We start from the raw sequence: 20,599 nt of genomic DNA, 5'->3' as shown, positions 1-20,599 counted from the left end.
TCAGTACTTCTCCACCAGAACGTCGGTATACAGTTCGGCCGGATCCGGCTCCGGCGTGCTTTCGGCGAAATCGGCGGACTCGGCCACCTGCTTGCGGATGCGCTGCTCGATCGCCTTGAAATCCTCTTCCTTGGCGCCGTGCCCCTCGGTCAGCAGCTTCTTGACGTGCTCGATCGGGTCGGACTTGTCGCGCACCGCCTGCACCTCGTCGCGCGAGCGATACTTGGCCGGGTCGCTCATCGAGTGACCGCGATAGCGATAGGTCTTCATCTCCAGGATGATCGGCCCCTTGCCCGCGCGCACCCAGGCGAGCGCTTCCTCGGCCGCGCCGCGCGCCGCCAGCACGTCCATGCCGTCGATCTGAAGACCCGGGATGCGGAAGCTCTCGCCGCGGCGGTACAGCTGATCCTCGGACGACGCGCGATTGACGCTGGTGCCCATCGCATACTGGTTGTTCTCGATCACGAAGATGATCGGCAGCTTCCACAGCTCGGCCATGTTGAAGCTTTCGTACACCTGGCCCTGGTTGGCCGCGCCGTCGCCGAAATAGGCGAGGCACACGCCGCCGTCGTTGGCGTACTTGTGGCTGAACGCCAGCCCGGCGCCGAGCGACACCTGCGCACCGACGATGCCGTGGCCGCCGTAGAATTTATGCTCGACGCTGAACATGTGCATCGAGCCGCCCTTGCCCTTCGAGATGCCGGCCTGGCGCCCGGTCAGCTCCGCCATGACGTCCTTGGGCGGGATCCCGCACAGCAGCATGTGCCCGTGGTCACGGTAGCCGGTGATGACCGAGTCCTTCTCGGTCAGCGCCGACTGCAACCCGACCGCGACCGCTTCCTGCCCGATATACAGGTGGCAGAAGCCGCCGATCAGCCCCAGGCCGTACAGCTGCCCGGCCTTCTCCTCGAAGCGGCGGATCAGCAGCATGTCCTCGTAGAATTTGAGCAGCTCGTCCTTGCTCGCCTCATAGGGCCGCGGGTCGGCGGGCCGCTCGCGATTCGTTTTCTGCGGGTCGGCAGCCGGTGCTTCGCTGCGTGCGGGGGCTTTTGCCACGATGGACACTACCTCGTTTCCTGAAAGACGTAGCGGCCTATAGCCACGGCACGGTGCAGACTGCAAACCCCAGTGTCTTGCAAGGGATTAGGGGCGGGTCTAGGCCTGCCGCGATGAGTGGAACGATCGACCTGCCGCCCCCTGTCCATCCGCTCAGGATCGCCAATTTTCGGGCATACTGGCTGTCGCGCTTCGCCGGCACAATCGCGGTCAGCGCGCAGGCGATCATCATCGGCTGGCAAGTCTATGGCATCGCTCGCGAAACCATGGATATCCGCGAGGCCGCCTTCATGCTGGGCATGATCGGGCTGGTGCAGTTCATTCCGCTGTTCCTGCTGACGCCCGTCGTCGGGCTGGTCGCCGACAGCGTCGATCGGCGCTGGATCGTGCGCGGCACGACCGCGCTCCTGGTCGCCAACGCGGCGACTTTGGGGCTGCTGACCTGGTCGGGTAATCTTTCGTTGCCGACGTTGTTCGGCGCCGCCGTGCTGATCGGGATTGCGCGTGCCTTCTCCGGACCGGCCTATTCGGCGCTGGCGCCGAACCTGGTCCCCAAGGAAAGCCTGCCGACCGCGATCGCAATCTCCTCGATCGCATGGCAGTTCGGAACGGTCGCGGGACCGAGCATCGGCGGGCTGCTGTATGCGATCCACCCCGATGTCGCGTACGGCGTGATCTCGGCGTTGCTGGCGCTGGCGCTGGCGACGATGTTCCTGATCGGCAAGGTGCCGCAGCCGCCGGCGCAAAAGGATCGCCGGCCGCTCCAGCGCATCCTCGACGGTTTCTCCTATGTGCGTCGTAACCGACTGGTTTTGGCGGCGATCACGCTGGATCTGTTTGCGGTGCTCCTGGCGGGCGCCACCGCGCTGCTGCCGATCTACGCGCGCGACATCCTGCACGTCGGGGCAAGCGGGCTGGGCTTCCTGGCGGCCGGCATGGGGATCGGCGCGGGGACAACCGCGATCTGGTTCTCGTTTCGTCCGATGAAGTCGAATGTCGGGGTGAAGATGCTGGCCGCGGTGGTAGTCTTCGGGCTGGCGATCCTGACCTTCGGCATCGCGACCCAGGTCACCGAGCTGCTGGAGATCACCCGCATCGGCGCGGTGCAGGTCGATTTCGTCATCAGCCTGATCGCGCTGATCGTCGCGGGCGGCGCGGACATGGTCTCCGTCTACGTCCGTACCTCGTTGATCCAGCTGCACACCCCCGATGCGATGCGCGGCCGGGTGAGCGCCGTGTCGCAGCTGACCATCTCGGCCTCGAACGAATTGGGCGAGGCGGAGAGCGGGTTGATGGCGTCGCTGCTGGGCCCGGTGGGTGCCGTCGTCTTCGGCGGGGTCGGCGCGATCGCGGTCACGCTGCTGTGGTCGCGGCTGTTTCCGGAACTCCGCCGCGCGCGGACCTTTGACCCGCCCGACATGATCGATACCGTCCCACAACATGGAGTAGCGCAGCCATGAAGGCACAGAACGTCCTGGAGACGATCGGCAACACGCCGCACGTCCGCATCCAGAAGCTGTTTCCCGGCTCGGAAGTGTGGATCAAGTCCGAGCGCGCCAATCCCGGCGGGTCGATCAAGGACCGTATCGCGCTGGCGATGGTCGAGGCGGCCGAAGCATCGGGCGCGCTGACGCCCGGTGGCACGATCATCGAGCCGACCAGCGGCAACACCGGCATCGGGCTGGCGATGGTCGCAGCGGTCAAGGGCTACAAGCTGATCCTCGTCATGCCGGAAAGCATGAGCCTGGAGCGCCGCCGGCTGATGCTGGCCTATGGCGCCGAGTTCGACCTGACCCCGCGCGAGAAGGGCATGAAGGGCGCGATCGAACGCGCGCTGGAGCTGGTCGAACAGACGCCCGGCGCATGGATGCCGCAGCAATTCGAGAACCCTGCGAACATCGACGTGCATGTGCGCACGACCGCTCAGGAAATCCTGAACGACTTCCGCGACTCACCGATCGACGTGATCATCACCGGCGTCGGGACCGGCGGGCACATCACCGGCGTGGCCGAGGTGCTGAAGAAGGAATGGCCGAACCTGAAGGTGTTCGCGGTCGAGCCCAAGGCGTCGCCGGTCATCTCCGGCGGGCAGGCCGGGCCGCACCCGATCCAGGGGATCGGCGCCGGCTTCATCCCCGCCAACCTGCACACGCAGACGCTGGACGGCGTGATCGAGGTCGACGCGGCGGTCGCCAAGGACATGGCGCGGCGCTCGGCCCGCGAGGAAGGGCTTCTGGTCGGCATCTCCTCGGGCGCGACGCTGGCGGCGATCCTGCAAAAGCTGCCCGACCTGCCCGACGACGTGCGCGTGCTCGGCTTCAACTACGATACCGGCGAGCGCTACCTGTCGGTGCCGGACTTCCTGCCGGAGAACTGACCTGTCCGAGCCGAGCTGGAGGCTGCGCGCGATCCTGGGCGGAATCGCGACGCTGGCGGTCGTGGCGCCGGCGGTGGTGGTTACGCGCACGCCCGACGTGCCGCGCGCCATCCGCGCCAAGGTGGCGCGGCCGCAGCGCGTGGTGGCGGCGACCGAGATCCCGGAGGTCGAGCCGGTCGAGTTGCAGGATCTCAGCCCCGAGGATGCGCGGCTCTACAATGCCGGCATTCCGTTCGTGCGCGGTCCGCGCCCGCCTGCGCAGCCGTTCCGATTCGTCGGCGACGAGGCGCAACGGGCGCGCGCGACCGACTGCCTGGCCGCCGCGGCGTGGTACGAGGCGGGCGACGATCCAGTCGGCGAGCGGGCAGTGGTGCAGGTCGTGCTCAATCGGCTGCGCCACCCCGCCTTCCCCAAGACGGTGTGCGGCGTGGTCTTTCAGGGGCAGGAGCGCCGGACCGGCTGCCAGTTCACCTTCACCTGCGACGGTGCGCTGGCGCGGCACCCGTCCGAGCCGGCGTGGCAGCGCGCGCGCGCGATCGCGACCGCTGCGCTGAACGGCGCGGTCGTCAGGCAGGTCGGCTATGCGACCCATTACCATACCGACTGGGTGGTGCCGTATTGGAGCGCGAGCCTCGACAAGCTCGCCGAGGTGCATACCCACCTGTTCTTTCGCTGGACCGGTTGGTGGGGCACGCCGGCGGCGTTCCGGCGTGCGGTGTCGAGCGACGAGCCGGTGATCGCGACGCTGGCGGCGATCTCGCCCGCGCACCGGCTGGGCGGGGCGCTGGAGGAGGCCGCCACCGCCGTCGCCGCAGCGGCGCCGATCGTGGGTGCGGCCGCGGTGGCGACGAGCGCGGTGCCGGGCGAGCCCGACAGCTTCACCGCGCTGCTCGACGTCGGCGCACCCGAGACGTATCCGCAGCTGGCGAAGACGGCGTGCGGCACGCGCGCGAAATGCAAGTTCCTCGGCTGGACCGACCGCGCGATGCTGCCGGGCGGCGCGGCGATGACGGCGGCGCAGATGGCGGCGATGTCGTTCAGCTACCTGCGCGACAAAGATGCCGGGCTGGAGCGCGAGCTGTGGAACTGCCGGGAGTTTCCGCGCACCGGGCCGGGGCTGTGCATGCGGCGGCAGGTCGTACCGGTGGCCGCCGCGACGCCGGCGCCGCGCGGCGATGGCGCGCCGGCACCGCTGACCGGCGTCCGCCGCCGCGAGGGGCTGACCGCCGCGCCGCTGCCGGGCGCAACGACGCTGCCGTAGCGACGGCGGCTCACCCTTCCCGTCGCGATCGTGGCGGCGAGGCCAGCGTTGTGTCGCGCAGGGCGCTCCGCGCCCGCGACTTCCCATGACCATCCTCACGCCGATCATGCGGGCGGCCGGGCGGTAGCCGAGAAGTGAGTTGCACGAACCGAGCTTATCGCAGCTCCGCGCCGCCCGAACGGAAAAGGGCGACCCGCAGGCCGCCCCTCACCTATCCGACGGTCGGTAACCCCGCGATCAGCGGCCACCCGGGGCGGCACCCGGCGCTCCGCCCGGACCACCCATGCCGGGCATCCCGCCCATCATGCTCTGCTGCATCTGCAACTGGCGCAGCGTCGCCTCGGGGATGAAGTCCTGCAGCTCGACGTCGAAGACCAGGGTCGAGTTCGGCGGGATCGGCCCGGCGGCACGCTCGCCATAGCCCAGTTCCGGCTTGATCCAAAAGCGGTACTTGGCGCCCTTGTGCATCAGCTTCAGGCCTTCGGAGAAGCCCGGGACGACACCGGCGACCGGCAGCGGCGTCGGCTGCTGCGACTTGTCGAAGACCGTACCGTCCACCAGCCGGCCTTCGTAATTCACCAGCGACACGTCCGTGTCGGTGGGGTGCGGCCCCTTCACGTCGCCGGCCTTCAGCACCTGATACCGCAGCCCCGACGGCGTCGTGACGATCCCGGTGCTGCCGGCGCGTGCGAGCGCCACGCCCGCCACCAGCGCGATCAGCAATCCGGCGATCAGCCACAGCACGTAGGCGCGGCGGACGGGCGGAATCGGAACGGCGGTGACAGTCGACATGATGCGGGCAACCTCAGCTTGCGCGCGCCGTCCCCGACGCGCCCACGGACAGGTGATGGCCGCGGCGACGCGCCGGAGCGCGCCTCACGGCCGACGCAGCGTCTTACCGCGCGCCGTCACGCTCCGCACGCTTGCGCTCCAGCTTGCGCGCACGACGCACCGCCGCCGCACGCTCACGCGCGCGCTTCTCCGACGGCTTCTCGTAGTGGCGGCGCAGCTTCATTTCGCGATACACGCCTTCACGCTGCAGCTTCTTCTTGAGCGCGCGCAGGGCCTGGTCAACATTGTTGTCGCGAACGATGATCTGCATGGAAACCTTCAACTCCGGATCAAACAGGTAATGCGGCGGCGAGCGAGGCTCGCGCCGAACACACCGGCCCTAGCAGCAACCGCCCGTGCCCGCAAGCGCTCACGCAATCACGATCGGGGCGGTGACGACGCGGCGATGCTGGATCGCCGGCACGCGCCCGCGCACCGCCGCCACGCGATCAGGATCGAGCTCGGCATAGCCGATACCGGGCGCCTCGCCCATGTCCAGCAGCACCTCGCCCCAGGGATCGACGACCAGCGAATGGCCATAGGTGGCGCGCCCGTCCTCGTGCACGCCGGTCTGCGCCGCGGCGACAAGGTGGACCCCTGCCTCGATCGCGCGCGCGCGCAGCAGCACGTGCCAGTGCGCCGCCCCGGTCGGGCGCGTGAAGCTGGCCGGCACCGCCAGCACCTGCGCGCCCGCGTCGGTCAGCGCGCGGTACAGGTCGGGAAAGCGCATGTCGTAGCAGATCGACAACCCCATCGGCCCGAGCGGGGTGCCGACCACCACCGGGCGGTCGCCCGCAGCATAAGCGGCCGACTCGCGCCAGCTCTCGCCGGTCGGCAGGTCGACGTCGAACAGGTGCATCTTGTCGTAGCGCGCGCGGATGTTGCCCGCGGCATCGATCACGAAGCTGCGGTTGGCGAACCGCCCGTCGGGACGCCGCAGCGCCAGCGAGCCGAGATGCACCCAGATGCCCGCGCGCGCCGCCGCCTCGCGCACCGCGACCAGAACGCGGTCCTCGCCCTCGCGCACGATCGCGTCGGATGCGCGCGCGCGGTCGCGGTCGAGCAGCCCCGACATTTCCGGGGTGAACGCCATCGTCGCCCCCGCCCCCGCCGCCTCCGCGATCGCCGCGACCAAGGCGGCGGCGTTCGCCGCAGGGTCGATCCCGGTCGTGGTCTGAACGACGGCAATCTTCGTCACGCCTCACTCCTTGCTGCCTGGATGATCCGGAACAGCAAGCGCTTCGGCGGCGCAAGTGTTGCATCGCGGCAACGGGAGCGGACGGTTGGCCTTGCGCGCGGGGCGGACTAAGAGCCGCGACATGACCGGCGCTCCTCTGATCCTGTACAACAGCCTGACGCGTGCATCCGAGACGTTCGTGCCGCTGGACCCCGGCAACGTCCGGGTCTATTCCTGCGGACCGACCGTCTACCATTATGCGCATGTCGGCAACCTGCGCGCCTATGTCTTCACCGATACGCTGACCCGTACGATCGCGTGGAAGGGCTGGCCGCTGACGCATGTCGTCAACATCACCGACGTCGGGCACCTGACCTCCGACGCCGATGCCGGCGACGACAAGATGGAGGCGGCGGCGCGCGCGACCGGTCGGGATATTTGGGCGATCGCAAGGCATTATACCGACGCGTTCAAACAAAACCTCACCGACCTCAACATCCGCACGCCGACGCACATGCCGCTGGCGACCGATCATGTCGCCGAGATGATTGCATGGGGCGAGAAGATCGCCGAGCGGCATTGCTACCGATTGGCGGACGGACTGTATTTCGACACCACCACCGTTCCCGACTACGGGCGGCTGGCGGGCGCCGCCGACGATGCCGCGCATGCACGGATCGACGCGGTCGCGGGCAAGCGCCACCCGCAGGACTTTGCGATCTGGCGGACGACCCCGCCGGGCGAGACGAGGCAGATGGAGTGGGACTCGCCGTGGGGCCGCGGTGCGCCGGGCTGGCATCTCGAATGTTCGGTGATGTCGGCCAAGTATCTGGGACCGGCGTTCGATATCCACACCGGCGGGATCGATCACCGCGAGATCCACCACCCCAACGAGATCGCGCAGAACCAGGCGCATTGCGAATGTGCCGACACGGGTGCGACCTTCTGGATGCACAACAACTTCCTTGTCGATCGCACGGGAAAGATGAGCAAATCGTCGGGCGAGTTCCTGACGCTGCCGGCGCTTGGCGCGCGCGGCTTCCACCCGCTCGCCTATCGGCTGATGTGCCTTCAGGCGCATTATCGCAGCGAGCTCGAATTCTCCTGGGAAAACCTGGCCGCGGCGCAGGTGCGGCTGAAGCGCTGGGTCCATGCGGTGGAAGGATTGCGCCTGCGCGCCGGCGACGAGAGCGGCGCCATCTCCGCCAGCTACGTCGAGCAGCTCGATGCCGCGATCAGCGACGATCTGGCGACGCCGCGCGCCCTGCCGGTGCTGGACGCCATGCTGGCCGACAAGAAACTGTCGCCGGCGACCCGGCTCGCCACGCTGGCCGAGTTCGACCGGGTGCTCGGCCTGGAGTTGGCGGAGGCGACGCGCGCGGCGCTTCGGACGCGCCCGGCCGGGGTTGCGATCGAGCCGGCCGCGATCCAGGAACAATTGGCGGCACGCAAGGCGGCGCGGGCGGACAGGGACTTCGTGCGCTCCGATGCGATCCGCGATGCGCTGCTCGCCGCGGGGGTCGATGTCATGGACGGCGATCCGCTGGGATGGGACTGGAAGCTGCCGGGGTGACCGGCGCATGGACGAAGGACGGCCATCATGGACCTGGGACTGACCGGACGAACCGCGATCGTCTGCGCCTCGAGCCACGGGCTGGGGCGCGCGTGCGCCGCCGCCCTTGCCGCGGCCGGGTGCACGCTGATCCTCAACGGGCGCGACGCTGCCGCGCTGGAGGATGCCGCCGCGGCGCTGCGCCATGACGGTGCCACCGTACGCACGGTCGCCGGCGACGTCGCGGACGAGCAGGTGCAGCAGGCGCTGATCGACGCGGCCCAGGGCAAGGTCGACATCCTCGTCAACAACAACGGCGGCCCGCCGCTGCGCGACTTCCGCGCGCTGGATGCCGAGGCGATCCATGCCGGCGTGGACGCCAACATGGTCACTCCGATCCGGCTGGTCCAGAAGGTGATCGACGGGATGATCGAGCGCCGCTTCGGCCGGATCGTGTGCATCACCTCGGGATCGGTGAAGGCGCCGGTGCCCGGCCTCGACCTGTCGAGCGGCGCGCGAGTGGGGCTGACGGGGTTTTTGGCCGGCGTCGCGCGGCAGGTTGCGCATGCCAATGTCACGATCAACTTCCTGCTGCCCGGGCTGTTCGAGACGCGGCGGCTGGCCGGTGTTCATGCCTTCAATGCGAAGGCCAGGGACATATCGGTGGAGGACGCCGCGGCGCAGGCACGCGAGCGCATCCCCGCGCGGCGCTTCGGCGATCCGGCCGAGTTCGGCGATGCCTGCGCCTTCCTCTGCGCTGCGTCGTCGGGCTTCATCACGGGACAAAGCCTGCTGATCGACGGCGGCGCTTACCCAGGCGTGCTGTAAAGAGGAAGTTGATTGCGGGCCGCGCACGATTGGTTCAAGGCGACGCCCTAAATTGGAAGGAAGAATGCCATGGCCACGTGGGCCCCGCACAGCTGGACTGCCGCAGAGGCGCGCCAGCTTCCCGTTTATCCCGACGCTGCGGCGCTGGAGGATGCGACGCGCCGGCTGGCCACCTTTCCGCCCCTCGTCTTCGCCGGCGAGGCGCGCAACCTGACCGCCGATCTGGCCAAGGTGGCGGAGGGCAAGGCATTCCTGTTGCAGGGCGGCGACTGCGCGGAAAGCTTTGCGGAATTTCATCCCAACACCATCCGCGACACGTTCCGCGTCATCCTGCAGATGGCCGTGGTGTTGACCTATGCGTCGAAGCTGCCGGTGGTGAAGGTGGGGCGGATGGCGGGGCAGTTCGCCAAGCCGCGCTCGGCCAACACCGAGACGGTCGATGGCGTCGAGCTGCCCAGCTACCGCGGCGACAACGTCAACGACATCGCCTTCACGCCCGAGTCGCGCATCCCCGATCCGGAGCGGATGATCCGCTCCTACGCGCAGTCGGCGGCGACGCTGAACCTGCTGCGCGCGTTTGCGCAGGGCGGCTATGCCAATCTCCACCAAGTCCATCGCTGGACACACGACTTCATGGGCCGCAGTCCGTGGGCCAAGAAGTATGCCGAAACCGCCGATCGCATCGGCGAGGCGCTGGACTTCATGGAGGCGTGCGGGATCAGCCCCGACACGGTGCCGCAGCTGTCGCAGACCACCTTCTATACCAGCCACGAGGCGCTGCTGCTGCCGTTCGAGCAGGCGCTGACGCGGCAGGACTCGCTTACCGGCGACTGGTACGACACGTCGGCGCATTTTCTCTGGATCGGCGACCGGACGCGCTTCGAGGGATCGGCCCATGTCGAATTCCTGCGCGGGATCGGCAATCCGATCGGCGTGAAGTGCGGCCCGTCGCTGGACCCGGACGCGCTGCTGCGGATGCTCGACACGCTCAATCCGCAGCGCGTGCCGGGGCGCATGACGCTCATCACCCGCTACGGTTACGACCAGATCGAGGCGCATCTGCCGCGGCTGGTGCGCGCGGTGACGCGTGAGGGGCATCCGGTGGTGTGGAGCTGTGACCCGATGCACGGCAACACCGTGAAGGCGGCGACTGGCTACAAGACGCGGCCGTTCGAGCGCATCCTTTCCGAAGTGCGCGGCTTCTTCGCCGTCCACCGTGCGGAGGGCACGCACGCCGGGGGCATCCATGCCGAGATGACCGGGCAGAACGTGACCGAATGCACCGGCGGCGCGATCGACGTCACCGAACAGTCGCTCGCCGATCGCTACCACACGCATTGCGATCCGCGGTTGAACGCGGGGCAGAGCTTGGAACTGGCGTTCCTGCTGGCCGAGATGCTGAACACCGAAATGGCGGAGCGGCGCAAAGCGGCGTGACACAGCGCGGCGCCGGTAGCCACTCCGGCACCGTTTCGTGGCGGATGCAAGAAAGTCGTTGACGGCACCTCCCCCGCCTCCTAACAGCGCGCCTCCACACCGCGCACGGCCCCTTCGTCTAGCGGTCTAGGACGTCGCCCTCTCACGGCGAAAACACGGGTTCGAGTCCCGTAGGGGTCACCAGCGATTACAAGCACTTAGCTTGCATCGTCGGTTTAGTGGTCGATTATCGATCAAATACACGGTGGCGGACCCTGTCCAACGCCTGTGGATATTCTCGGCCGGCTGAAATTTCGATTGCCTTTTTCAGGTGACGTGCTCCCCGTCTTGTTACCGCTCAGACGTAGAGTGCGTGGGGATCATGCTTGAGGGTTGAGGGGATGACAACGTGGTCCGGGACATGCCCCGGACCACGTTGGCCGGCTATCTGGGCGGGGGTGCGCCCGCCGAGCTGGGAGTGTGGCCTGACGGTGTTGTAGTCGAGGCGCCAAGCCGCCAACACCGCTCTGGCGTGGGCCAGCGAGGTGAACAGCGTCTCGTTGAGACATTCGTCGCGCAGGCGACCGTTGAAGCTCTCGACGAAGGCGTTCTGGGTCGGCTTGCCTGGTGCGATATAGTGCCACTCGACCTGCCGTTCCTGCGACCAACGCAGGATGGCGACCGAGGTGAGCTCGGTGCCATTGTCGCTGACAATCAGGAGCGGCTTGCCGCGCTCACCCAGCAGCGCCGTCAGCTCGCGTGCAACACGGGCGCCGGACAGTGACGTGTCCGCCACCAAGGCCAAGCACTCCCGGCTGAAGTCATCGACTACCGCCAGGATACGGAAGCGCCGGCCGCAGACAAAGGCATCCGACACGAAGTCGAGGCTCCAGCGCTGGTTCGGCTCCTGCGGCACCGTCATCGGTGCGCGCGTGCCCAGCGCCCGCTTGCGGCCCCCACGCCGGCGGACCTTCAGACCCTCCTCGCGATAGATGCGCAGCAGCTTCTTGTGATTGGGCGCCAGCCCCTCCCGGGCAAGGAGGTAGCCCAGTCGCCGGTAGCCGAACCGACGGCGCTCCCCGGCCAGCTCTCGCAAACGCTGGCGCAGGACGCCGTCGTCGGGCCGCACCGCTTCATATCGGACGACCCGACGCGCAACGCCGACAATGTCGCAGGCACGGCGCTCGCTGAGCCCCAGCCGCTCGCGGATGAGATGGATGGACGGCCCGCCGCTTCGCGTCGGGCGTCACCAGTTTTTTCCCACGATCTCCTTCAGCGCGGCGTTGTCGAGCATCGCGTCTGCCAACAGCCGCTTCAGGCGCGCGTTCTCGTCCTCCAGCGCCTTCAGCCGGCGCGCCTCGGATATCTCCAGGCCGCCATATTTCGCCTTCCACTTGTAGAAGGTCGCATCGCTGATCCCGTGCCTGCGGCACACATCAGCCGTCTTCGTGCCGGCCTCCTGCTCCTTCACGATCGCGATGATCTGCTCGTCCGAAAACCTGCTTCGCTTCATCTATCCGTCTCCTGTCGAGGCGGACTCTACCTCACCGCGGTCACATTCCAGGGGAGCACGTCATCGATGCCACCTGCCCCTTCTCCAACGCCGCGGACCAAAGCGCGGCGAGTGCATTGAAATGTCGCTGAATGGTTCGGGGCGTCAGACGATCGGTATCGATCGATTTGGTAGCCGCAACGATCTCGGCCGCGGGCATGCCGCGAAACTCGGCCGCCTTGCCATAATTGGCGGACAGATCGCTGAGCAACTCCTTGAAGGCCGCGGCATCGCTTCGCGCAAATCCCTCGAGCGGCCGATCCCCGAAATGCTGAACGAAAAGCGCATAAGTCTTGCGCGCCTGCAAGGCCGTCTGCTTATCCCACACACCTCGACGAACTTGCGTCTGGCGAAATTGCTCCGCTTCGACAGAGAACATCGGGCCCGGAGGGGGCAGGCGTTTGGGTCGGGGAGACGGGTTGCGGCTGTACTACCCGTTCGGTAAGCGCCGCTGCCAGTAGCTTATCGGCCGGTTCGTAATTGAAGTCGCCTTCGGCCCTGGCGCGCAATGTCTCGGCGATTTCTACGCCGGCACGCAGCATGGCTTGCCCCGCTTTGCGAACACTCAGTTTGTCGAAGCGTGCCTCCGTGCGGTATCGACGTGCAAGCATGACGGCGGTGATCTGCCGCACCGATCCAAAAGCATTGCTCGCGAGGTCGATCCGGCTGCGTTCTGCAAGCTGGCGATAGTGCTCCGCCCGATGTTCCCGGAAGGCATCGGGAGTGTCGTTTAGCAACCGCTCATTGTCGTCCTGCCGCAAGATGGTGGCATAGAAGTCCCGCACCAGCGCCGCGATGTCGTTTTCGCTCAACATGGGCGCGCACTCGAGAACACCGAACAATTCCTCCGACCGCAGGTACAGGCAGCGCGACAGCGTTCGCGCCGCACCTGCTTCGTGCGTGTGGAGGCTGCATGTCAATTCGGCACGGGCCAACCGCATGCGCAGCGCCGTCGGCACGGCCCTGCGGAAGTGATAGACGCCACCGCGCCTGACCGTATTCGGGATCGCTCCCATCCCCACAAAACCCCGGCTCTGTAGCAGGGTTCTGTAGCAAAACCCCACCACGGTTCCGGCACCCCCCCGCAAAACCGAGACTGGTCACTATCTTAGATGGTATTGTGGCTGGGGCGGCAGGATTCGAACCTGCGAATGCCGGTACCAAAAACCGGTGCCTTACCGCTTGGCGACGCCCCAACGAGCCGCGCGCCTTAGAACGGCGCGCGGGAAAGCTCAACCGATACGATGCAGCCAGCCATGAGAATCTTCCACCCGCCCGCGCTGGATTGCGCTCAGTCGCTCCAGGAAGTGGGCGGTCAGCTGCCCCGTCCCGCCGCTCCCGATCGTGAACTCATAGTCCGGCCCCGCGACGCGGCCGATCGGCGTCACCACCGCTGCGGTGCCGCAGGCGAAGCTCTCAACCAGGCGGCCGCTTTGCGCATCGGCGCGCCAGTCCTGGATGGCATACGGCTCCTCGTGCACCGCCAGCCCCTGGTCGCGCGCGATCTGCAGGATCGAATCGCGCGTGATCCCGGGCAGGATCGTGCCGGTCAGCGGCGGCGTGCGCAGCGATCCGTCCTCGAAGACGAAGAAGATGTTCATCCCGCCCAGTTCCTCGATCCAGCGCCGCTCCGCCGCGTCGAGGAACACGACCTGGTCGTAGCCGCGGCGGATCGCTTCCTGCTGCGCGACCAGGCTGGTGGCGTAATTGCCCCCGCACTTGGCCGCACCGGTGCCGCCAGGCGCGGCGCGGGTGTAGTCGTGGCTGACCCACAGCGACACTGCGCGCGCGCCGCCCTTCCAGTACGCGCCGACCGACGACGCGAGCACCATGTACAGATATTCCGCGGACGGCTTCACACCTAGGAAGGCCTCGGACGCGATCATGAACGGACGCAGGTACAGCGACCCGCCCTCGACCGTCGGCATCCATTCGCGTTCGGTGAGCACCAGCTGCTCGACCGACTCGAGGAACAGTTCCTCGGGCAGTTCGGGCATCGCCATCCGCCGCGCCGAATTGTTGAAGCGTCGCGCATTCGCCTCCGGCCTGAACAGCGCCAACCCGCCGTCCTCCAGACGATATGCCTTGAGCCCCTCGAAGATCTCCTGCGCATAATGGAGTACCGACGACGCCGGGTCCATGGTCAGCGGCATCCGCTGCGCGATGCGCCCGTCGTGCCAGCCGCGCCCCTCCGAATAATGCAGCACCGCCATGTGATCGGTGAAGACGCGCCCGAATCCCGGATCGACCAGCCGGGCCGCACGCTCGTTGGCGGAGACGGGGGACGGATGCGGTTCGAACGCGAAGTTCACGGGACAATGCCTCCAGGGATGGCGACGGCGCGTCGACGCGCCGGGGTTGCGGTGGCCTAGGGCCGATGGCAAAGCCGGTCAACATGGCTGCCACAACCCATTCCGCCTCGCCGCTTTTCCTCCGCGAAACCGAAATCCGGCGCGGGTTGGAGCTGTTGTACTTCGGCAATGCGCACATCACGCGGTCGATCGACCGCGGGCTGGCCAAGCAGGGGCTGGGACGCGCGCACCACCGCGCGCTTTATTTCATCGCGCGCAAGCCCGACATGCCGGTCAGCGATCTGCTGGCGCTGCTGGCGATCACCAAGCAATCGTTGGGGCGTGTGCTGAACGAACTGATGGAGCGCGGGCTGGTCGAGGCGCGCGCTGGGGACCGCGACCGGCGCCAGCGGCTGCTGCGGCTCACCCCAGCCGGGGTCGAGCTGGAGGCCAGCCTGTACGAGGCGCTGCGCGAGAAGCTGTCGCTGGCCTATTCGCGTGCTGGCCAGGGGGCGGTGACGGGCTTCTGGGCGGTGCTCGAAGGACTGATTCCGGACGACGAGATCGCGCGCGTCGAGGCACTGCGCGGTTAGGAAACGCCGTCGCCAAGGGCGTGGCGAAGCGGTCGTGTGCGTCCTGATCTGACGCTCGACCCTTCGTCGATCCGGCAGAAAACGCGTCCGGCACCGCCGGTCAGCCTTTCGCCATCTCCGCCCCCCGCGCCGCCGCCGCGCCGATCGTGCGCTCGAGCAGCGTCACGAGCGCCTCTTCGTCGTCCAGCACGTTCAGCCCGGCGCGGGTCATCCCGCCGGGGCTCGCGACGGCGTCGGCCAGCGCCGCTGGCGTGCGGTCGCTCGCCGCGGCCATCGCCGCCGCGCCCTCGACGGTCGCCAGCGCCACCGCCGCGGCCCGCGCCGGGTCGAGCCCGATCGCGACTCCGCCAGCCGCCAGCGCATCGACGAACCGGAACAGGAACGCCGGCCCACATCCCGACAACGCGCCCGCCGCCGCGAAGCGCGCCGCATCGTCGAACCATTCGATGAGCCCCAGCGGCGCCATCAGCCGGTCGACCGTGGCGCGCGCGTCGGCCGGTGCGGCCGGTGCATGGATCGCAACGACCCCGCGCCCCAGCTCGACCGGCAGGTTCGGCATCGTCTGAATCGCCAGCGGCCCCGGGAACGCTGCCGACAGCCGCGCCGGATCGGCCCCGGCCAGCATCGACACGAGCAGCGGCGCGTCGCGGAGCCGGTCGCGATGTACTGCCGCTACGTCGTCCAGTTGCTGCGGCTTGATGCCGAGCACGACGACGTCGGGCGGCGGTCCGTCCGGCAGCGTCCGGGCCTGCCGCACGTCGCCGGGCAGCGAGCGGTCGGTCCGGTTCACGACATCCACGTCACCGGCGGCCACCACACCGCTGGCCAGCCACCGCCGCAACATCGCGGAGGCCATGTTGCCGCACCCGATCATCCACAGCCGCATGCTCGCGTCAGGCCTCGCCCTGCGTCTCGACCATCGCCGCCGCGATCGCCTCGGCCGGCGACTTGCCGCCCCACAGCACGAACTGGAACACCGGGTAAAAGCGCTCGCACTCGTCGATCGCCGAATCGACCAGCAGCTCGGCCGTGGCCAGCGCCATCGTTGCCTCGCCCTCGCGCGTCTCGATCACGGTCGCGCAGCGATACAGCAGGATCCCGCTCGACGACCACATCTCGAAATGGCCGAGCCATAGTTGCTCGTTGATCAGCCCCAGCGTCTCGTAGATCTTGCCCCGCCGCCCCTCGGCCACCTTCACGTCCGGGAACGCCAGCAGCTGCACGACCCCGTCCTCCTCGCGCCACAGCGCGCGAAGCTCGTATTCGGTCCAGCTGCCCTTGACCGTCGCGGTGATCTCGTCCTCGTTCCGCTCGCACGGCCAGCCATGGGCGAGGAAATAGGACTCGAGCATGTCGAGCGGCGCTTCGGGTTCGGAAAATTGATCGGCTTCGTCGAGCATTACGCGCTTATCGCACGGCACGGCGCGTCCGTCATCCCTGCGTGACGGCCACAGCCGTCACTCGCCGCCGCGCGCAGCCAGTGCCGCCTCCAGCTTCTCGATGCGCGCGCGCAGCGCGTCGTTCTCGTCGCGCGCGGCGACGGCCATCGCCTTTACCGCGTTGAACTCGTCGCGTGCAATGAAGTCCAGCCCACCGATCCACTCGCGCGCACGCGCCCGTGCATTGGCCTCGGCCTCGCGCCCCATGCCCGCGATCGTTCCGGCGGCGCCGTTGAAGAGCTTGGCGACGTCACCGAACAGATGGTTTTCGGATTGCATGGCGATTCGTCCTGACAGCTGAGAAGGTCAACGGATCATCTGGGACGCGACGGGCGCTTGCACAACCCGTTCCGCATCCGGATTGAGGCGACCGATCTCCCAATTCAGCGCCGCCGCCAGGCACAGCCACGCCATATACGGCACCATCAACCACGCCGCCGCACGGCGGATCTGCGCGAACACGATCGTGGCGAGCACCGACAGTCCCAGGATCGCGACGATCAGCAGAAAGGCGGCATCGACGCGGTGCGCGCCGAAGAACAGCGGCGTCCAGGCCAGGTTGCCGGCCAGCTGCGCCACGAACAGCGCGGCCCCGAGCCCGCGCAGCCGCGCACCGCGCGCACTGACGATCATCGCGATCGCCAGCCCGAGCATGACGTACAGCACCGACCACACCACCGGAAACGCCCAGCCCGGCGGCGTGAAATCCGGTTTGGCCAGCGCCGCATACCAGCCGTTCTGCTCACCCGAAGGGACCGTCCGGCCCGACAGGAAGCCGAGCAGCAGCACCGCCGGGATCAGCACCGCGGCGGCGCGGACGAAGTCCATCCGCAACTGCGACCTTGACGCCAACTCGCCCATGCCTCTCCCCTGTCCTGATGTGAACAATCGACCGCCAAAGCGCCAACATCCGCGACGGTGTCATCCTCTTTGCGCGGCCAGCAGGAACTCGACGTTTCCTTCCGGTCCGGTGATGGGGCTTTCGACCACCCCCTCCACGCGCCACCCCTGACCCACGAACCAGTCGGCGATCTCGCCGCACACCCGCTGATGCACCACGGGGTCGCGCACCACACCGCCCTTGCCGACCTCCGCGCGTCCCGCCTCGAACTGCGGCTTGACCAGCACCAGCGCGCGCCCGGCGGCGGTCACGAAGCCCAGCGGCACCTCCAGCACCTTGGCGAGTCCGATGAAGCTGGCGTCGCACACCACCAGATCGACCGGCTCCGGGACATGCGTGTCGGTCAGGATCCGCGCGCTGGTCTGTTCGTGGACGACGACCCGTGGGTCCTGCCGCAGCTTCCAGGCGAGCTGGTTCGTCCCGCTGTCGACCGCATAGACGCGCGTCGCGCCACGGGTCAGCAGGACGTCGGTGAAGCCGCCCGTCGACGATCCGACGTCGATCGCCACCGCGCCGGTCACGGCCCAGCCGAAATGATCCAGCCCATGCGCCAGCTTGATCCCGCCGCGCGACACCCACGGATGATCGCGTCCGCGCACGTCAAGCACTGCGTCCACCGCGACCGGCTGACCCGGTTTCTCGACCTTGCGCTCGCCGACAAACACCAGCCCGGCCATTACCAGCGCCTGCGCGCGGGTGCGCGACTCGGCCAGCCCACGGTCGACGAGCAACTGGTCGATGCGTTGCTTTGGGGAAGCGGCCATACCCTGCGCTATCGCGGGGCGCCTGCCGCTGCAAGCGGCGCCAACGCCTCGTCGCACGCGCGCCTCCGCTGACGCGAATTGCTGCAGCGCACGATTGTCCATCAACTTAATAGGTATTATGTCCCCGATAGAGGCCGCGGCATGCCCGACCCCAGCTATAACGCCGCGGCCTCGCTCTGATGGTGGACGACAGGAGGTACGTCATGGGACATGCCAACTACGATTTGTCGGTACAACCCACCGTTCTGACGGTGCCCGGTCTCGGCGGCTCGGGCCCCGCACACTGGCAGACCTTGTGGGAGCGCAGCCGTCCCGACACGTCGCGGATCGAACTCGGCATGTGGGATCGCCCACATCGCAACAGCTGGGTGACGAAGATCGATCAGGCGGTGGCGTCGGCGCGCGCGCCGGTGATCCTCGTCGGCCACAGCCTCGGCTGCATCGCGGTCGCCTGGTGGGCGTCGATGAGCCCGCAACCTTATGGCTGGCCGGTCGCCGGCGCGTTGCTGGTCGCGCCCGCCGACGTCGATCGCGCTGGGGTCGCGGCGGAACTCGCGCCGTTTGCGCCCTGCCCGAAGGCGCCGCTGCCCTTCCCCTCGATCGTGGTCGCCTCTACCGACGATCCCTGGGTAACGATCGACCGCGCCCACAGCCTGGCGGTCGACTGGGGCAGCCACTTCATCGACTATGGCGCGCACGGCCACATCAACGCCGCCAGCGGGCTGGGCCAATGGCCGGAGGGGATGGAGTTGCTCGATCGCGTGATCGCCGCGGCCGGCGGTCCGCACGGCGAGGTGCGCACGCCCGGCGACGCGCGTGCGATCCTGTCGCGGCGTGCCGGCGGCGATCGCCGCCCGCACGCCTGACCCTCCCGAGCGTCAGCGCTGCAGCGCGGCGACCCCCGGCAATTCGCGGCCTTCCATCCACTCCAGGAACGCGCCGCCCGCTGTCGAGACGAAGGTGAAGGAACCGGCCGCACCAGCTTGATTCAGCGCGGCAACCGTGTCGCCGCCGCCCGCAACCGACACCAACCCGCCTTCCTTGGTGAGCGCCGCCGCGGTCCGCGCCAGCGCCACCGTGGCGGTGTCGAACGGCGGGGTCTCGAACGCGCCCAGCGGCCCGTTCCACACCAACGTCCGACAGTTCTTCAGCACGTCGCCCAGCGACTCGGTCGCGGCCGGGCCGACGTCGAGAATCATCTCGTCTGCGGCAACTTCGTGAACATTGACGGTGCGGGTCGGCGGATTGGGCTTGAACTCCTTCGCGACGACAACGTCGTACGGCAGATGGATCGTGCAGCCCGCCTGCTCGGCCGCGTCGAAAATCTCCTCGGCGGTGCCCGTCAGGTCGTGCTCGCACAGGCTCTTGCCGACATCGACCCCGCGCGCCGCCAGGAAGGTGTTCGCCATGCCGCCGCCGATGATCAGGTGATCGACGCGGCTGACCAGGTGCTTGAGCACGTCGAGCTTGGTCGAGACCTTCGCGCCGCCGACCACCGCCGCGACGGGATGCTCTGGCGAACCCAGCGCCTTCTCCAGCGCGTCGAGTTCCGCCTCCATCGCCCGACCGGCAAAGGCGGGCAGCACGTGCGCCAGCCCCTCGGTCGAGGCGTGCGCGCGGTGCGCGGCGGAGAACGCGTCGTTGACGTACAGGTCGCCGAGCGCCGCGAAACGTTCCACCACCGCCGGATCGTTCTTCTCCTCGCCGCCGAAGAAACGGGTATTCTCCAGCACGCCGATGTCACCCGGCTGCATCGTCGCGACCGCGTCGGCTGCACCCTCCCAATCGACGTAGCGTACCGGGCGGCCCAGCACCGCCTCATAAGGCTTGACGATCTGCGCCAGCGACATGTCCGGGGACGGCACGCCCTTCGGCCGCCCGAAATGTGCGAGCACCAGCACGATCGCGCCCTTGTCGGCCAGCTCGGCGACCGTGGCGACCGTCGCGAGCAGCCGCGTGTCGTCGCTTACCTGCCCGTCGTGCAAGGGCACGTTCAGGTCCTCGCGTACCAGCACGCGCTTGCCCGTGACATCGCCGATATCGTCAAGCGTTCGGAATGACTTGGTCATGAGTCCTCGATCCTGATTGCATCACCGGCGGCAATGGTGCCGCCCTGGATAACCATCGCACAGGCGCCGCCACGCCAATCAGGGGTCAGCGCGGCGCGCAACCCCTCCGCCAACGCCTCCATGCGCTCGCACGGGTCGCATTCACGGGTGATCTGTAGGATCACGTCGGGGCCGATGCGCACGCGCGTGCCGGCGACCTGCGGCAGGTCGACGCCGTCGACCAGCAGGTTGGCGCGGCGTTCCTGCCAACCGATCGTATGGCCGACCTCCGCCATCGCCGCGTCCCAGTCACCGCGCTCGATCAGCGTCACCTGCCGCTTGTACGGCTTGCCGCGCATCGCGCCGCGAAAATCGCCGTGGATGCCGCCGTCGACGCTCACCTCGACGCAATCGACCAGTTCCATCGGCGCACGCGACCGCGCGTGGCGCGCGATGCCGAGCAGCACGCCCGTCACCGCACCAGAACCGTCACCCCGGTAAAAGCCGGGGTTT

Annotated in this window: 22 protein-coding genes, 2 tRNA genes and 1 pseudogene; 9 read left to right on the top strand and 16 right to left on the bottom strand. The window is 68.2% G+C overall.

Annotated elements, in window-relative coordinates; genetic code table 11:
• Entirely contained in the window at positions 1 to 1,056 is a 1,056-nt protein-coding gene (pdhA, locus tag J2Y58_RS16565; RefSeq protein ID WP_310105458.1) for a pyruvate dehydrogenase (acetyl-transferring) E1 component subunit alpha, read from the bottom strand.
• Positions 1,057 to 1,169: 113 nt separating this feature from the next.
• Here pdhA and J2Y58_RS16560 point away from each other — a divergent pair, with 113 nt between their 5' ends.
• The 3 genes from J2Y58_RS16560 to J2Y58_RS16550 all read left to right on the top strand — a co-directional run bounded on the left by J2Y58_RS16560 (position 1,170) and on the right by J2Y58_RS16550 (position 4,694).
• Positions 1,170 to 2,516: an MFS transporter gene (locus tag J2Y58_RS16560; protein WP_310105455.1), complete on the top strand. Its 1,347-nt coding sequence runs from the start codon at positions 1,170 to 1,172 to the stop codon at positions 2,514 to 2,516.
• Positions 2,513 to 3,433 carry a cysteine synthase A gene (cysK, locus tag J2Y58_RS16555; protein WP_310105452.1) on the top strand — a complete coding sequence of 307 codons (921 nt, stop codon included), beginning with the start codon at positions 2,513 to 2,515 and terminating at the stop codon, positions 3,431 to 3,433. Before J2Y58_RS16560 ends, cysK begins: the two co-directional genes overlap by 4 nt.
• 73 nt (positions 3,434 to 3,506) lie before the next feature.
• The gene (locus J2Y58_RS16550; RefSeq protein WP_310105448.1) at positions 3,507 to 4,694 is read left to right on the top strand and encodes a cell wall hydrolase; all 1,188 of its coding nucleotides are present in this window, start codon (positions 3,507 to 3,509) and stop codon (positions 4,692 to 4,694) included.
• 237 nt (positions 4,695 to 4,931) lie between these two features.
• On the opposite strand, the gene J2Y58_RS16545 is transcribed toward J2Y58_RS16550, so the two are convergent.
• The 3 genes from J2Y58_RS16545 to J2Y58_RS16535 form a co-directional block, all read right to left on the bottom strand.
• Positions 4,932 to 5,486 (bottom strand): FKBP-type peptidyl-prolyl cis-trans isomerase, encoded by a 555-nt coding sequence (locus J2Y58_RS16545; RefSeq protein WP_310105445.1) that lies wholly within the window; start codon positions 5,484 to 5,486, stop codon positions 4,932 to 4,934.
• 103 nt (positions 5,487 to 5,589) lie between these two features.
• Positions 5,590 to 5,796, bottom strand: a complete 207-nt coding sequence (gene rpsU / locus J2Y58_RS16540; protein ID WP_007404630.1) for a 30S ribosomal protein S21 — start codon at positions 5,794 to 5,796, stop codon at positions 5,590 to 5,592.
• Between the two features lie 99 nt (positions 5,797 to 5,895).
• The gene (locus J2Y58_RS16535) at positions 5,896 to 6,723 is read right to left on the bottom strand and encodes a carbon-nitrogen hydrolase family protein (protein WP_310105418.1); all 828 of its coding nucleotides are present in this window, start codon (positions 6,721 to 6,723) and stop codon (positions 5,896 to 5,898) included.
• Between the two features lie 121 nt (positions 6,724 to 6,844).
• On the opposite strand from J2Y58_RS16535, the gene cysS reads away from it, so the two are divergent.
• The 4 genes from cysS to J2Y58_RS16515 all read left to right on the top strand — a co-directional run bounded on the left by cysS (position 6,845) and on the right by J2Y58_RS16515 (position 10,702).
• Positions 6,845 to 8,275 carry a cysteine--tRNA ligase gene (gene cysS / locus J2Y58_RS16530; protein ID WP_310105416.1) on the top strand — a complete coding sequence of 477 codons (1,431 nt, stop codon included), beginning with the start codon at positions 6,845 to 6,847 and terminating at the stop codon, positions 8,273 to 8,275.
• 27 nt (positions 8,276 to 8,302) lie between these two features.
• Positions 8,303 to 9,082 carry an SDR family oxidoreductase gene (locus tag J2Y58_RS16525; protein ID WP_310105414.1) on the top strand — a complete coding sequence of 260 codons (780 nt, stop codon included), beginning with the start codon at positions 8,303 to 8,305 and terminating at the stop codon, positions 9,080 to 9,082.
• 69 nt (positions 9,083 to 9,151) lie between these two features.
• Positions 9,152 to 10,519 carry a class II 3-deoxy-7-phosphoheptulonate synthase gene (locus tag J2Y58_RS16520; RefSeq protein ID WP_310105410.1) on the top strand — a complete coding sequence of 456 codons (1,368 nt, stop codon included), beginning with the start codon at positions 9,152 to 9,154 and terminating at the stop codon, positions 10,517 to 10,519.
• Between the two features lie 107 nt (positions 10,520 to 10,626).
• Positions 10,627 to 10,702, top strand: a tRNA-Glu gene (locus tag J2Y58_RS16515).
• Positions 10,703 to 10,856: 154 nt separating this feature from the next.
• Here the strand turns inward: J2Y58_RS16515 and J2Y58_RS16510 are convergent.
• The 5 genes and pseudogenes from J2Y58_RS16510 to J2Y58_RS16490 all read right to left on the bottom strand — a co-directional run bounded on the left by J2Y58_RS16510 (position 10,857) and on the right by J2Y58_RS16490 (position 14,362).
• A pseudogene (locus J2Y58_RS16510) lies at positions 10,857 to 12,011 on the bottom strand (IS3 family transposase).
• 40 nt (positions 12,012 to 12,051) lie between these two features.
• Entirely contained in the window at positions 12,052 to 12,357 is a 306-nt protein-coding gene (locus J2Y58_RS16505; protein ID WP_310105407.1) for a hypothetical protein, read from the bottom strand.
• A 10-nt stretch (positions 12,358 to 12,367) separates the two neighbouring features.
• On the bottom strand, positions 12,368 to 13,066 hold the full coding sequence (locus J2Y58_RS16500; protein WP_310105404.1) for a DUF6538 domain-containing protein: 699 nt from the start codon (positions 13,064 to 13,066) through the stop codon (positions 12,368 to 12,370).
• 105 nt (positions 13,067 to 13,171) lie between these two features.
• Positions 13,172 to 13,246, bottom strand: a tRNA-Gln gene (locus J2Y58_RS16495).
• 36 nt (positions 13,247 to 13,282) lie between these two features.
• Positions 13,283 to 14,362, bottom strand: a complete 1,080-nt coding sequence (locus J2Y58_RS16490) for a branched-chain amino acid aminotransferase (protein ID WP_310105401.1) — start codon at positions 14,360 to 14,362, stop codon at positions 13,283 to 13,285.
• A gap of 83 nt (positions 14,363 to 14,445) precedes the next feature.
• Here J2Y58_RS16490 and J2Y58_RS16485 point away from each other — a divergent pair, with 83 nt between their 5' ends.
• On the top strand, positions 14,446 to 14,934 hold the full coding sequence (locus J2Y58_RS16485; protein WP_310105398.1) for a helix-turn-helix domain-containing protein: 489 nt from the start codon (positions 14,446 to 14,448) through the stop codon (positions 14,932 to 14,934).
• Positions 14,935 to 15,034: 100 nt separating this feature from the next.
• Here the strand turns inward: J2Y58_RS16485 and J2Y58_RS16480 are convergent, their stop codons facing one another.
• Genes J2Y58_RS16480 through J2Y58_RS16460 form a run of 5 tightly spaced genes read right to left on the bottom strand, consistent with a single transcriptional unit; the run spans position 15,035 to position 18,038 of the window.
• Complete coding sequence (locus J2Y58_RS16480; protein ID WP_310105395.1) at positions 15,035 to 15,820, bottom strand: pyrroline-5-carboxylate reductase dimerization domain-containing protein; 786 nt, start codon at positions 15,818 to 15,820, stop codon at positions 15,035 to 15,037.
• A gap of 7 nt (positions 15,821 to 15,827) precedes the next feature.
• The gene (locus tag J2Y58_RS16475) at positions 15,828 to 16,334 is read right to left on the bottom strand and encodes a YbjN domain-containing protein (RefSeq protein ID WP_310105392.1); all 507 of its coding nucleotides are present in this window, start codon (positions 16,332 to 16,334) and stop codon (positions 15,828 to 15,830) included.
• Between the two features lie 57 nt (positions 16,335 to 16,391).
• On the bottom strand, positions 16,392 to 16,652 hold the full coding sequence (locus tag J2Y58_RS16470; RefSeq protein ID WP_310105389.1) for an accessory factor UbiK family protein: 261 nt from the start codon (positions 16,650 to 16,652) through the stop codon (positions 16,392 to 16,394).
• Positions 16,653 to 16,679: 27 nt separating this feature from the next.
• Positions 16,680 to 17,234, bottom strand: a complete 555-nt coding sequence (locus J2Y58_RS16465; RefSeq protein ID WP_310105387.1) for a TspO/MBR family protein — start codon at positions 17,232 to 17,234, stop codon at positions 16,680 to 16,682.
• A 60-nt stretch (positions 17,235 to 17,294) separates the two neighbouring features.
• Positions 17,295 to 18,038 (bottom strand): TlyA family RNA methyltransferase, encoded by a 744-nt coding sequence (locus tag J2Y58_RS16460; protein ID WP_310105385.1) that lies wholly within the window; start codon positions 18,036 to 18,038, stop codon positions 17,295 to 17,297.
• Between the two features lie 203 nt (positions 18,039 to 18,241).
• Here J2Y58_RS16460 and J2Y58_RS16455 point away from each other — a divergent pair, with 203 nt between their 5' ends.
• Positions 18,242 to 18,904, top strand: a complete 663-nt coding sequence (locus J2Y58_RS16455; RefSeq protein WP_310105382.1) for an alpha/beta hydrolase — start codon at positions 18,242 to 18,244, stop codon at positions 18,902 to 18,904.
• Between the two features lie 12 nt (positions 18,905 to 18,916).
• On the opposite strand, the gene J2Y58_RS16450 is transcribed toward J2Y58_RS16455, so the two are convergent.
• Both J2Y58_RS16450 and J2Y58_RS16445 read right to left on the bottom strand, forming a co-directional pair.
• Positions 18,917 to 20,107, bottom strand: coding sequence for a phosphoglycerate kinase (locus J2Y58_RS16450; protein ID WP_310105379.1), 1,191 nt, complete (start codon positions 20,105 to 20,107; stop codon positions 18,917 to 18,919).
• On the bottom strand, positions 20,104 to 20,511 hold the full coding sequence (locus tag J2Y58_RS16445; protein WP_310105501.1) for an MOSC domain-containing protein: 408 nt from the start codon (positions 20,509 to 20,511) through the stop codon (positions 20,104 to 20,106). Before J2Y58_RS16445 ends, J2Y58_RS16450 begins: the two co-directional genes overlap by 4 nt.
• Between the last annotated feature and the right edge of the window lie 88 nt (positions 20,512 to 20,599).

This window comes from Sphingomonas sp. BE138 (assembly GCF_031456125.1).
In the GTDB taxonomy this organism is placed as follows: domain Bacteria; phylum Pseudomonadota; class Alphaproteobacteria; order Sphingomonadales; family Sphingomonadaceae; genus Sphingomonas.
This window is presented reverse-complemented; position numbering and strand designations above follow the sequence as displayed.